This window comes from Picosynechococcus sp. PCC 7117 (genome assembly GCF_001693275.1).
Classification (GTDB): domain Bacteria; phylum Cyanobacteriota; class Cyanobacteriia; order Cyanobacteriales; family MRBY01; genus MRBY01.
In genome coordinates, this window is the sequence record NZ_CP016477.1 from 393,190 (window position 1) to 405,918 (window position 12,729).

Genomic DNA, 12,729 nt, shown 5'->3' on the forward strand with positions numbered 1-12,729 from the left:
GCATTAGCTAAGAAGGTCAGGAGATATTATTCGACATCTAATTGACGGCCATTGCGATCATAAACGAGGATATCCCACTGGCCATTTTCAGCGGCTTCAAAGGCAATTTTAGACCCATCAGCACTAATGGTTGGATTACGCACTTCTTGGTTTAAGTTGTCGGTTAGATTCCGCTTTTGTTCAAACTCGCGATCATAGAGATAAATGTCAGATTCGCCGCGACGATTGACGGCAAAGACAATGTAGCGACCATCTTCAGAAACGGCAGGATGGGAGGCAATTTCATTCAGGGCATTTAAACCCGGTAACAGGATTGTTTGTCTGGTACTGGTATCGAACAAATAGATATCCTGGGAGCCGTTGCGGTCTGAGGCGAAAACGAGGTAAGGTTCGGCGATCGCCGGGTCAAATTCGAGGGCTCGACTATTTAAACTGCGGCCACCGGGATCAACGGGAAAATTAACAATGCGCGGATAACCAACGCAGCTCTGGAGCAGCAAACCAAGGCTACCGAGAAACAAACTGCGTAGAAAAGGAACATAGCGCATAGGTCAAAGGGAAATCAAAGGGCGGGCGATCGCCAATTTTTCTATAATATTGTCCTAACAGCACACTAAAACAGAGCCATGCTAGCAAAAATTTGGAGTGCCACCATTGTCGGGGTCGATGCCCTCAGGGTCGGAGTGGAAGTGGATATTTCCGGCGGCTTACCGAAAATGATGGTGGTCGGACTGCCGGATACAGCAGTACAAGAATCCCGGGAACGGGTCAAGGCCGCCCTCAAAAATTCTGGCTTCGGCTTCCCTGTGCGCAAAATTTTAGTCAATCTCACCCCCGCCGATCTCCGCAAGGAAGGCCCTAGTTTTGATCTTCCCATTAGTGTGGGCATTTTGGCAGCGACGGAACAAATTGAAACAACGCTCCTGGAAGATTTTTTATTTTTGGGGGAAGTGTCCCTCGATGGCACTCTCCGGCCTGTGGCAGGGGTTTTACCGATCGCCGCCGCCGCCCAAAAATTAGGGTTTAAGGGGATGGTCGTTCCCACTGCTAACGCCCAGGAAGCAGCAGTCGTAGCGGGTCTAACAGTTTATGGCTGTGGAAATTTAAAGGAAGTGGCGGATCTGTTGGGGGCACCCCATGGGCACCAAGCTGTAAAAATCGATATCCGAGAGGCGATCGCCAAAGCCGCCCACCTCGTCCCCGATCTCAAAGACGTCAAAGGCCAGACCCATGCCCGTCGCGCCCTCGAAATCGCCGCCGCTGGGGGCCATAATCTCGTTTTTGTGGGGCCACCCGGTAGCGGAAAAACGATGCTAGCCCGAAGATTACCGGGCATCTTGCCGAAACTGTCCTTCGATGAAGCCCTAGAAGTGTCACAAATTCATTCCGTCGCTGGTTTACTCAAAGATCGTGGCACATTGGTAACAGCACGCCCCTTCCGTAGTCCCCACCACTCCGCCTCTGGCCCTTCCCTCGTCGGTGGTGGTAGTTTTCCGCGCCCTGGAGAAATTTCTTTGGCTCACCGGGGGGTATTGTTTCTCGACGAATTAACAGAGTTCAAACGTACTGTTTTGGAGTTTTTACGGCAACCCCTAGAAGATGGTTTTGTGACCATTTCCCGCACCCGCCAGTCAGTGGAATTTCCCGCCCAATTTACCCTCGTTGCCAGTACAAATCCCTGCCCTTGTGGTTATTTTGGTGACCCGATCCAAGCTTGCACTTGCAGTCCCCGCGCTCGTGAACAGTACTGGGCGAAACTTTCTGGGCCGTTGATGGATCGTATTGATCTCCAGGTAGCGGTCAATCGCTTGAAGCCAGAGGAAATGATGCAACAGGGTGTCGGGGAAGATTCTCACACCGTCGCAGAACGGGTTAACCAGGCGCGACAGATTGCCCAAGTGCGATTTCAGGATCACCCTCAAGTGCACTGTAACGCGGAGATGACCACCAAGGATTTGCGGCAACATTGTGGCCTTGACCAAGGCAGTCGTAACTTACTCGAAGGGGCAATCCGCAAGTTGGGATTATCGGCCCGGGCCATGGATCGGATACTGAAGGTATCCCGGACAATTGCCGATTTAGCCGCCGCTCCCACCATCCAAACAGTCCACATTGCTGAAGCGATTCAATACCGCACCATTGACCGAATGCAGTAAAGAGAGTTTTAAAATTGTCTTAAAAGCTGCAATAGACTAAATGTATACTACAACAGATAACAAAACTAAGTGATTGAATTAACGAGTTTACAAAATCATTAAATTTTTAACTTTGTCCATCAGCGATGTTAATCTTGTCTCAAAGCCAGTTTGATTTATTACTTCTTGATAAAACAAAAGAAATTTATGGTGACATTCATTGGGAAAAAGATCTAGAACACCAAGGTTCTTTGATTTTTCAAGTAGGTATTGATTCATCTATTGAAAATAACTTATTCATCAAAGGCACTTTTAATCAAAAGAGAGAAACACTGACTTATTCAATGATATTGCCACCATATGGCAGTATTTATCGGTTGGATATGGGACAAACACATCGTAATCCTGACAGAAGACAGAAAATAGGAAGAGTGCATAAGCATCGCTGGACTGAACAATACCGAGATAAGTGGGCTTATGCACCAGATGATATTACAGAGCCAGTGACTAATCCAGAAGGAGTATGGCGACAATTTTGTTTGGAATCAAATACTAAGCACGCTGGAAATATGATTGGATTATCAACTGGTTTACAGGGAGAGCTGTTTTGAAATATGAATATTTGCAAGCATATTTTAGATAATCTTGAAAATTTGTTTGAATGCGATCCTCATGGTGAATATGTCCGGATAGAAACCCCTTTTATTTATCCTGACGGAGATATCATTGATTTGTATTACAAAAGTAAAGATCCACTTTTTGCAGTACTGACTGATTTAGGTGGAACACATGAATGGCTGAGCGCACAAATCCTTTCTCAAGGAAGATCACAAAAACAAAATGATCAAATTAAAGATATTTGTCTTACCTACAGGATTGAGTACAGAGGGGGAGAATTCTTTATAGATATGGGAAAAGGAAATGAACAGAGGAATATATCTGAAGCAGTATTTGATCTAAGCCAAGCAATTATAAGAGTAGCTAGTTTGTGGTTTGTCCAATTGGATAGGGTTCGTAACGACGCACTTAATTCGGTGGAAATGTTCTTGGATTTACACGATTTTCAATATGAAAAAAACAAAAAAATTCAAGGGACGTCAGGTCAAAATTGGAAGTTAGATTTCTGCATCAATCATCCAAATAAAACAAGTTATTTATGCTTGCTTAGCACTGAGAAAAAAAATAACACCAGAAATATTATAAATCGTATTTATACAACTTGGGGGGATTTAAGGGAACTCAAAGAAAATGATAAGTCAGGTCATTTACAGTTTATCTCTCTGCTAGATGATCGTTATCCGGTTTGGACATCTAAGCAAAAAAAGTTACTTAAAGATGCTGATTCTATTGTCAAAAACTTTTCTAATAGAAATGACATCAAAAACACTCTTGCTGGGATCACATAAAAATAAGAGAACAAGCGATCCCATAACAAAGCTGGTGGCTAATTCAAACTTTATATCATCGAGGTTATCCAATATCGCATCCTTAACTGGATGTAGTAGTAGGTTTTATTTAAATTCCCTCAAGGACAAACCAAGGGGCGGCCTTGTTAATTCTGCCGATCGCCTGAATTTTTTGGGGAGTCTGCAAATTTCCCAGCCATTGGTGCATCTGGGGATCGAGGGTTACCACCTGAATTGGTTGCGACTGATCAGGTAAGGCGATCGCATATTGGCAATTACCTTGGGAAAAAATTTCACCGCTGTAGAGTTTTGCCTGGGGTGTGGGTGCTGAGACAAACGGCCTGCGATCGCATAAACCATTTTCAGGATATTGTTCGGGATGATCGAGGTAAAATCGTTGCCATTTCAACCATTCGGGATGGTCAAAGGCCAAATTATACAAAGGGATCACTGCTGCGGGCGCGACGTTATCCGTCAATAATTTTTCTTGGAGTTGCCGGACATCAATCTCTTTTGGGGCGCACTGATTTTGAATTGCCAGGGCCGCTGCTTGGCCTGCTGCCTGACCAAGATTGAGTACCAGGGGTTGCAGGCGCGTTGCCCCGTTGGCGATGTGGGAAACGGCGATATTTTTTTCACAGGCAAGCAAATTTTCCACCGTGGCTGAGCACAGAGCCATGTAGGGAATCGTAAAGGGAGTACCTGTCCAGCGGCCACCCCAGGGGATCGACTTTGGCGTGAGGGGAAACTCAAAGCCCGGATAATGGTGGTCATTGGCGTAATTTCCCACGGCGATCGCCTGGACTTCTCCGGCTGAATTTAACGGCAAAGGTGCAACAGTACCCTGGGGTAAAATTTGCTGCTCCGTAAGGGTTTCTGTCCCGATCAAACGCCGACTTTCCCGGAAATAGGGCATCAGGGCAAAACTGCCGCCGTACAAGTCATGGGGAAAAACGCCCGTCGCTAGGCCATATTGGCCGCCAGATACTTGGGAAATGTAATCCGCAAACGCCAAACTGTGGACCTGGGCTTCCCGATAAAAATTAAGGCGTTGCTGGGGATCTAAAAGGCGATCGCCCCCCAAACCAAAATCATTACCAGCGAGGGGCCAGTTCATCATGTAGTGGCCATTGGGCAAGCCCCCATAATTCAGAAAATGCTCCAGGCCATATTTTTCCCAAGCCCCTTGGAACGCCGAAAAATCGCCATGGCTAGGCGGTGGCTGCCCCCCTTTTTCCTTTAGATAAAAAACCCAGGTGGGCGACTGCACCGGGTAGGTTTGTGTCATTTCGTTGGGAGCAGCAGGGGCGCTGGGTTCCTTAAATTTCTCTGACCAATCCCAACCCCAACGGTGGGGCACCTCCCCCAGGGCCAGTAGATCCCCTAATTCTGTCCCGTCGAGGATCATGTCCGCCTCAATCCAATAATCTGGGAAACGTACCGCACAAAGGCGATCGCCTTGTCTTTTGACTTCCAGGGGGATCTGTCCCGCAATCCAGGTTAACTGCTGCTCTCCTTTAACCCAATCTGCAAAAATCTCAGCCCCAACTCGCGGCTCAAAAGTGAACATACTCACCCAACTGTGATCCAAGCCTGCTTGCTGATGTCGCCGTTGTAGCTCCCGGAGAAAAGCGCCCCAAAGTCCCGTCTGCCAGGCCTTGAGTTCATTGCCATCCGGTGCCGCTACCCCTGCCGCCGTGAGCATCCCCCCCAACCAGGGAAACTCACTCACCAAAATTGTTTTAATTCCTTGTCGCGCACATTGGAGTGCCGCCGCTGTCCCCCCGGTGCCGCCCCCGACCACCAAGACCTGCGTCCGTAAGTTTTCCATTAATTTGCTTAGTGTTTAGTTTCTAATCGATTCAATTACTTTCAAATTAATTGGACACAAACGATTCCTGGGATCGTTCCAGCCAATCTTGGCCCACACGGATCGTAAAGTCCGATTCAATTTCGCCGATGGAAGAAGCTTCAACCCTGCCCGTACCTAGGTTTGCTAGCAGTTGATTTGCCCCAGCCACATTTCCCTGTTGGGCGATCACTTGGGTTTGCTCAAGGCGGTCTGGATAATCACTCGACAAATAAATATTCGTAAAGCCCTGGGTCTGCAAAAATTCCGACACCTGCCGCGCCATACCCGGTGAACCAGAGGCATTTTGAATCGCAATGCGCACGTTGTTCGTTAAAGTGCCGTCATTTTCGCCGGGTGCTGACCAGACGGGCGATTCCACCGCGAAAAATTCTGTCATCACCTGGTTTTTACCCTGGTCAGAAATAATCCAGTAACTACGGTTATATTCACCCACGTCACTAAAGCGCCCTGGGAGCATCACCATCTGAAAATTTTCGGGCTCAAGCTGTCGCGAAAAATTCATCAATGCCAGCATTTCTTCCCAAGTTAGATTCGTATCAATGTGTTCACGTACTAAACCAATCAGAGCCGGGAGACGGGGAATAATCGCCGGGGATTGAATTTTTTCCCGGAGCGCTTTGAGGAGTATCTGTTGGCGTTGTACCCGACCAATGTCACCATATTGATCCTGCCGGAAGCGGACAAACTGTTCTGCCTGTTCTCCATCTAGCACTTGCCAGCCTTTTTCGAGGTTGATCTCTAGGCCCTGGGTCTGGTCTGTGTATTGCATATCCGCTGGGACAAACACATTAACTCCCCCCACGGCATCAACCAACTCTTTGAAGGTGTCGGTGGTCAAACGCACATAGCGATCGACTGCCACACCATTTAAGGCGTCACTCACAACCTGGGCCGCCAACTGGCCGCCACCGTAGGCATTGGCTTCATTAATTTTTGTAATGCCCACATTGGGAATTCTGACTTGGCTATCCCGGGGGATCGAAAGCATATTGACTTGTCCCTGTTCTGGCTCGAAGCGAACCAAGAGGATTGTGTCGCTGCGTCCATTAAATTCGGCTTCTGGATTCTCCGTCCCTTCGACGCGATCAACCCCCATCACAAGGACATTCACGGGGCGACCCAAGCTGTAAGTCCCTAATTGCCGCAAACCGTCGGTGGCAAGGCTTCCCAGGGGAGCTGGCAGGAAAGGTAATACCAATTGGGCAATGGGGGTATAGACGGCGATCGCCGTGCCTAGGGAAGCGGATAGGAGAATTGTGCCCATAAACCCAACCCCCCATGACAGTCCCCGCACGAAAGGCGAAAAAACCTTAGACTTTGGCTTATGGCGGCGGGAGAGATTGTGGCGCGGTGATCGAAGAAGCTTCGTGGAGCCTTTGCGGGGGTGATCCCCATTCGTAACTTCCTGACCGTGAACCATAAGACCGTTTCTCCTAGGGATCAATACAAAATTATCCCGCTTAGTGAATCCTAAAAGCGACTATACCCTGTCAATATAATTTGCCGCAGTGTTGCACAATGCTTTCCTCAAAAAATACCAATAAATTCATCAATCGTCGCCTATTCCTGGGCAAAATATTTTCTGCCCAAGGCACAATCCCTTAAGCTAACCTAGAATCTAACCCCACAACGCAGTAGACTAAAAGACTGCAATCGTGTTCTTGGTCGTGACCCCAGACCGCAGACTCTAAAACATTTCCTCAGAACACCCAAAAATGTTAAATCCTAATTTAGACACTATAGAACTAACAAAGGATGACTACGAACGCTATTCACGGCACCTAATCTTGCCGGAAGTGGGCGTAGATGGACAAAAGAAGCTTAAAGCCGCCAGTGTCCTTTGTATCGGTAGTGGTGGTCTCGGCTCGCCATTACTGCTCTACCTTGCCGCTGCGGGAATCGGTCGGATTGGTCTGGTCGATTTCGACATTGTAGATTTTTCTAACCTGCAACGCCAAATCATCCACGGCACTTCTTGGGTTGGCAAGCCGAAGATCCAATCGGCTAAAAACCGGATTCTAGAAATCAACCCCTTTTGTCAAGTTGATCTCTACGAGACCCAGATTAATTCGAGTAACGCCCTCGACATTATTAAAGACTACGACATCGTTGTGGATGGGACTGATAATTTCCCCACCCGTTATCTCACGAACGATGCTTGTGTGCTTTTAAATAAGCCCAATGTCTACGGTTCGATTTTCCGGTTTGAAGGCCAAGCCACCGTCTTTAACTATGAAGGCGGCCCTAACTACCGCGATCTATATCCCGAACCCCCGCCACCAGGCATGGTGCCATCCTGTGCAGAGGGTGGTGTCCTTGGTGTATTGCCAGGGATTATTGGCACGATCCAAGCCACAGAAACCATCAAGATTATCCTTGGGGCAAAAAATACCCTCAGTGGCAGACTTTTACTTTTCAATGCCCTCGATATGAAATTCCGGGAATTGAAATTACGTCCCAACCCAGAACGTCCTGTAATCGAAAAATTAATTGATTACGAACAGTTTTGTGGCATTCCCCAAGCAAAGGCAGCGGAGGCAGAACAGCAGGCAGCTATGGAAGAAATGACAGTTACAGAACTCAAGGCATTGTTGGACAGCGGTGCTGATGATTATGTTTTGATTGATGTCCGCAATCCCCACGAATATGACATTGCCCAAATTCCGGGGGCGACCCTGATCCCTCTCCCCGATATTGAGCAAGGCGATGGGGTTGATCAGGTCAAGGAATTACTGACAGAAGGGAAAAAGTTAATTGCCCACTGTAAGATGGGCGGCCGCTCAGCGAAAGCCCTCGGTATTCTCCAGGAAGCAGGCATTACAGGCATCAACGTCAAAGGTGGGATCAAAGCCTGGAGTGAAGAAGTTGATGCTAACGTTCCCTTGTACTAGACAGTCTTGGGAATGAGGCTACAGGTTGGAACCACATAAAATCGTTGAAATGATTAATTCATGAAAAACGCGCCCGCACCAAGCGGGTTTTTTTGTGGGCACAAAAGCAATAAACCATAGAAAAAACCCCTCTTAAATATTACAGAGGGGCTACGGGGGCAAAAGCGAAAGGAGGAATAATCTAGGTTGGCGATCGCCAAATCCAGCAAAGATTAATCTGGGGGATCAATACAGCCAACTTTTGAGGCGGCGGGCCACCTGGGGACGCCGTAACTTACGCATCGCCTTACTTTGGATTTGTCGTACCCGCTCCCGAGACAGATTAAACATCCCACCCACTTCTTCGAGGGTATGGGGTTGCTCAGAGGACAGGCCATAGCGGAGGGCAATGACTTCTTTTTCACGGTCAGTGAGCACGTCACCGAGGACATCCCAAAGTTCTTGGCGCATCATCGCTTCACTCATCCGTTCTTCGGGAAGTTGAAGGCCATCATCCTCAAGGAGATCGACCAGTTCCGTGTCTTCGCCTTTACCCACCCGGTGGTTCAGGGAGAGAGATTGACGCCGGAGTTGAAGGAGTTGGTGAAGTTGATCAGCGGTAATATCGAGTTCTTGGGCCAATTCCGCTTCAGTTGGGTTCCGTTGCAGGCTTTGTTTGAGCGTCCGTTGGGCTTTTTTGAGTTTGTTGAGCTTCTCGACGATGTGGATCGGTAAGCGAATTGTCCGGGCATCATTGGCAATGGTGCGGGTAATCGCCTGGCGAATCCACCAATAGGCATAGGTCGAAAACTTGTAGCCTTTGTTGGGGTCAAATTTTTCGGCGGCACGGTTAAGGCCGATCGCCCCCTCTTGAATCAGATCCAGGAACGGTACACCCCGGTTAAGATAGCGTTTCGCAATGGAGACCACAAGACGCAGATTGGAGCGAATCATCTTCCGCTTCGCCACCCGGCCTTTGTACAGGGCAGAGTTGAGCTGTTTAACCGTTTCGAGGCCAAGGACACTCGCCCATTCTTCATTGGTAGGCGATCGCCCCAATTGTTCCTGAAGTTCAAGGCGACGCTCTTCGGCATCATTGAGGAACTTAACACTGTGGGCCAGTTGAATTTCTTCGTCTGGCTTGAGGAGGGGGTAGCGGGCCATTTCTTTAAAAAAAGCACCGACAGTATCCTCATTGCGACTACGGACTCCCCGCAAATTTGTGAGTTCTGTCTCTGAAAATTCCGCTTCAACCATTGAATTGCTCGATTCTAATTCAGTGGCTTGATGGCTATCTTGAGCATACACAGGGTCAAGACTGTTGGTTGTGGTTGTGTCGAACATAATCCTACGAAATAAAGAGTCAGGGGATGTGTGGTGGGAAGCGAGGATTAGCTAAAGAAAAACAAAAATAAGCAGAATTCAATACCAAATAATCGTTTATCAGGATGCAGCTAAAACAATTTCAAGGAGCAGACAGTTCATTCCTTAGAACTGTTATACCTGTTTGAGCTCTGGGAATGTAAATAAGCTTTTAATAAAAATCAACAATTGCAGCAATTAGTAAAGGTTTCTGGGAAAAATCCGAGACTTTTCTCAGAATTAATGTAGCAGATGGTTGAGTAGAATATGGTTTTGTTAAATACAAAATTAAGGTTTTGTTGAGTGGATCTTTTGCCCAGGGAAGTTGTGTAAATTTTTCTTAAATTGCTTGCCAAGCCCCAAAAGATCGGTTGCCCATCAAAATAGCTTGACATAGCAGACTGGCGGCATCTGCATTATCAGCGACACTTCTTTTAAGGATTATTTAATGTGATGTAATCCAGGAAATTTTAAGAAAGTTTAGTTTTGATTAGAAAAATAAATTCTCATAATTTACTTCTTACTTCCCTCTACCTAGGGTTGTATATAGAGAAAAATAATTATGCTTATTTGAATTGATAAAAAATCATGGGGTATAGTGCTTTTGCAGTGAGTTTTGGGAATCTTAGGAGATCGGGGATTTGGATTGGCTTGAGGTCTTAGTTGATTGTGGTTATACTCAGGGGCTTTTTACCTATGGAGTGCCGCCAGAATTGACGGTAGTGCCAGGGGATATTGTATTGGTTGGGTTTGGGGCGCAACAGGTGGGGGCGATCGCCATTCGCTTCATTGCAAAGCTCCCCCAGGGACTAGATCCTGAGCAAATTCGTCCGGTGCAGGGGATCATCGCGCGGGGCTTTTTTTCGCCCCACTATTGGCAGCTTTTATTGCGGGTTGCCCAGGCCTATCAAACGGATATGATGACGGTGGTACGAATGGCTTTGCCGCCGGGTTTATTGCGGCGATCGCAACCCCGTGTTCGGCTTTTGAAAACCGATCTCGTCTCCATCGACATCGACTCTTTACCACCGACGGCCCAACAACTTTTCCAGTTACTCCAGCGGGGATCAACCCAGGACTACAGTGTGAAGTACCTCCAACGACAGATTAAGTCGGTCTATCGGGGGATACAGGAATTGGAAAAGGCGGGCCTCGCAGAACGATATTTGGCGACCCCCCAGGTCATCCACGGACAGCGGCAAAAGTGGGTGAGTTACGTGGGCGAACGGGAAGGGCTCACCAAACGACAACGGGAAATTTTGCTGGTGTTGCGCCATGAAGGGGGCGAAATGTGGCTCTCGGAATTGGTGGGGGTGGCGAAAACAACGGCGGCAACGGTGACGAAAATGGCAAAGGTCGGTTGTGTGGCGATCGCCGAACGGGAAAAATTACGCTTACACCGCGCCCCAGATCAAAATTCAGATCAAGCAAAAACCCTAACTGCCGCCCAACAACAAGCCTTAGAAACGATTCAAGCCATCCAAGGATACGGGGAAGTTTTGTTACATGGGGTGACGGGTTCAGGGAAAACGGAGGTTTATCTCCAGGCGATCGCCCCCCTGTTATCCCAGCAAAAATCTGCCCTTATTCTCGTGCCAGAAATTGGTCTCACACCGCAACTAATGGATCGGTTTCGGTCACGGTTTGGCGATCGCGTTTTGACTTACCACAGCGGCTTATCAGAAGGGGAACGCTACGATACCTGGCGACAAATGTTGCGCCCCGACAGCCAAATTATTATCGGCACCCGTTCCGCTGTTTTCGCTCCCCTGCCCAATCTGGGGATGATCATCCTCGACGAAGAACACGATAGCAGCTACAAACAGGATCAGCCCGCCCCCACCTACCACGCCCGCACCGTTGCCCGGTGGCGATCGCAACAGGAAAATTGCCCTCTGATTCTTGGTTCTGCGACCCCGGCCCTGGACACCTGGGTGAAGTTTCAAACGACCCAGGCCCAAAACTCGAATTACTATTACATTTCCCTACCTGAGCGGGTGTATGCTCGTCCGCTGCCCCCTGTTCAAATTGTTGATATGCGCCATGAACTGCGGGTCGGCAATTATTCCCTGTTTAGCCAGTCTCTCCGGCAAGCCCTTGAACGCATCGCCCAGACCCATGAACAGGGCATTTTATTCGTTGCCCGTCGCGGTCACAGCACCTTTGTTTCCTGTCGCAGTTGCGGTTATGTGATGGAATGTCCCCATTGTGATGTGTCTCTCTCCTACCACTATGTCCAGGAGGGAAGTCTGCCTCTATTGCGCTGTCATTATTGCGATCATAGCCAGCTCCAACCCAAACATTGCCCTAGCTGTAATTCCCCCTATTTCAAGTTTTTCGGGAACGGCACCCAAAAGGTTTTTCAGGCGATCGCCAAGGAATTTCCCCAACTACGTTGTCTGCGATTTGATAGTGACACGACCCGTCGCAAAGGAGCGCACCGCGACTTACTGGGACAATTTGCCCGCGGTGAGGCGGATATTTTACTGGGAACCCAAATGCTCACGAAGGGTTTAGATGTGTCTCAAGTGACTTTAGTGGGGGTGATTGCGGCGGATGGCCTGTTGCATCAAAGTGATTATCGGGCTGCGGAACGCACTTTTCAGACCTTAACTCAGGTGGCGGGTCGGGCGGGTCGAGGCGATGAACCGGGACAGGTGATCATTCAGACCTATTCCCCAGAGCATCCGGTAATTCAAGCGGTGAAAACCCATGATTACCTGACCTTTGCCGAGCGGGAAATCAGTCAACGGCAGGAATTGGACTATCCGCCCTTTGGCAAATTAATTTTGCTGCGCTTTAGTGGAGAAAATCATGATCAGGTACGTTACACTGCCGAGGCGATCGCCGAAAAATGTTTCCCACTGCTCGAACCCGAAGACGAACTCCTTGGCCCTGTGCCAGCGAATATTCTGCGGGTGGCACGGCGGTACCGTTGGCAGGTGGTTTTAAAATTTCCCCAGCGCAAAACGGAGATCCCCGATTTAACTTTTTTGCGGGAATTTTGCCCGCGTCCGGTAAGCCTTGCGATTAATGTTGATCCGTTATATATCGATTAGCCATTCAGTGAAAATTTTTTTAAC

At 48.3% G+C, this 12,729-nt stretch carries 9 protein-coding genes; 5 read left to right on the forward strand and 4 right to left on the reverse strand.

Features of this window, described 5'->3' with window-relative positions; genetic code table 11:
• Nucleotides 1–26: 26 nt before the first annotated feature.
• Nucleotides 27–548 (reverse strand): TolB family protein, encoded by a 522-nt coding sequence (locus AWQ22_RS01870; RefSeq protein WP_030006138.1) that lies wholly within the window; start codon nt 546–548, stop codon nt 27–29.
• Nucleotides 549–626: 78 nt separating this feature from the next.
• Here AWQ22_RS01870 and AWQ22_RS01875 point away from each other — a divergent pair, with 78 nt between their 5' ends.
• The 3 genes from AWQ22_RS01875 to AWQ22_RS01885 all read left to right on the forward strand — a co-directional run bounded on the left by AWQ22_RS01875 (nt 627) and on the right by AWQ22_RS01885 (nt 3,541).
• Nucleotides 627–2,156, forward strand: coding sequence for a YifB family Mg chelatase-like AAA ATPase (locus AWQ22_RS01875; RefSeq protein WP_065710001.1), 1,530 nt, complete (start codon nt 627–629; stop codon nt 2,154–2,156).
• Between the two features lie 125 nt (nt 2,157–2,281).
• A complete protein-coding gene (locus AWQ22_RS01880; RefSeq protein ID WP_065710002.1) occupies nt 2,282–2,746 on the forward strand; it encodes a DUF6978 family protein in 465 nt (154 codons plus the stop codon).
• 3 nt (nt 2,747–2,749) lie between these two features.
• On the forward strand, nt 2,750–3,541 hold the full coding sequence (locus tag AWQ22_RS01885; protein WP_065710003.1) for a DUF1828 domain-containing protein: 792 nt from the start codon (nt 2,750–2,752) through the stop codon (nt 3,539–3,541).
• Between the two features lie 109 nt (nt 3,542–3,650).
• Here AWQ22_RS01885 and AWQ22_RS01890 read toward each other — a convergent pair whose 3' ends face one another.
• Together AWQ22_RS01890 and AWQ22_RS01895 are read right to left on the reverse strand one after the other, a co-directional pair.
• A complete protein-coding gene (locus tag AWQ22_RS01890) occupies nt 3,651–5,372 on the reverse strand; it encodes an FAD-dependent oxidoreductase (protein ID WP_065710004.1) in 1,722 nt (573 codons plus the stop codon).
• Nucleotides 5,373–5,418: 46 nt separating this feature from the next.
• Nucleotides 5,419–6,834: an LCP family protein gene (locus AWQ22_RS01895; protein ID WP_065710005.1), complete on the reverse strand. Its 1,416-nt coding sequence runs from the start codon at nt 6,832–6,834 to the stop codon at nt 5,419–5,421.
• A gap of 295 nt (nt 6,835–7,129) precedes the next feature.
• Between AWQ22_RS01895 and moeB the strand changes: the two genes are divergently transcribed.
• Nucleotides 7,130–8,305 (forward strand): molybdopterin-synthase adenylyltransferase MoeB, encoded by a 1,176-nt coding sequence (moeB, locus tag AWQ22_RS01900; protein ID WP_012305997.1) that lies wholly within the window; start codon nt 7,130–7,132, stop codon nt 8,303–8,305.
• A 225-nt stretch (nt 8,306–8,530) separates the two neighbouring features.
• On the opposite strand, the gene AWQ22_RS01905 is transcribed toward moeB, so the two are convergent.
• Nucleotides 8,531–9,628 carry an RpoD/SigA family RNA polymerase sigma factor gene (locus tag AWQ22_RS01905; RefSeq protein WP_030006142.1) on the reverse strand — a complete coding sequence of 366 codons (1,098 nt, stop codon included), beginning with the start codon at nt 9,626–9,628 and terminating at the stop codon, nt 8,531–8,533.
• Between the two features lie 659 nt (nt 9,629–10,287).
• Here AWQ22_RS01905 and priA point away from each other — a divergent pair.
• Nucleotides 10,288–12,705 carry a primosomal protein N' gene (gene priA / locus AWQ22_RS01910; protein ID WP_065710006.1) on the forward strand — a complete coding sequence of 806 codons (2,418 nt, stop codon included), beginning with the start codon at nt 10,288–10,290 and terminating at the stop codon, nt 12,703–12,705.
• Nucleotides 12,706–12,729 lie beyond the last annotated feature (24 nt).

Bases quoted from the DNA above. Each gene is read 5' to 3' on its own strand.
- AWQ22_RS01870 (WP_030006138.1), bottom strand. From the start codon at position 548: ATGCGCTATGTTCCTTTTCTACGCAGTTTGTTTCTCGGTAGCCTTGGT.
- AWQ22_RS01875 (WP_065710001.1), top strand. From the start codon at position 627: ATGCTAGCAAAAATTTGGAGTGCCACCATTGTCGGGGTCGATGCCCTC.
- AWQ22_RS01880 (WP_065710002.1), top strand. From the start codon at position 2,282: ATGTTAATCTTGTCTCAAAGCCAGTTTGATTTATTACTTCTTGATAAA.
- AWQ22_RS01885 (WP_065710003.1), top strand. From the start codon at position 2,750: ATGAATATTTGCAAGCATATTTTAGATAATCTTGAAAATTTGTTTGAA.
- AWQ22_RS01890 (WP_065710004.1), bottom strand. From the start codon at position 5,372: ATGGAAAACTTACGGACGCAGGTCTTGGTGGTCGGGGGCGGCACCGGG.
- AWQ22_RS01895 (WP_065710005.1), bottom strand. From the start codon at position 6,834: ATGGTTCACGGTCAGGAAGTTACGAATGGGGATCACCCCCGCAAAGGC.
- moeB (WP_012305997.1), top strand. From the start codon at position 7,130: ATGTTAAATCCTAATTTAGACACTATAGAACTAACAAAGGATGACTAC.
- AWQ22_RS01905 (WP_030006142.1), bottom strand. From the start codon at position 9,628: ATGTTCGACACAACCACAACCAACAGTCTTGACCCTGTGTATGCTCAA.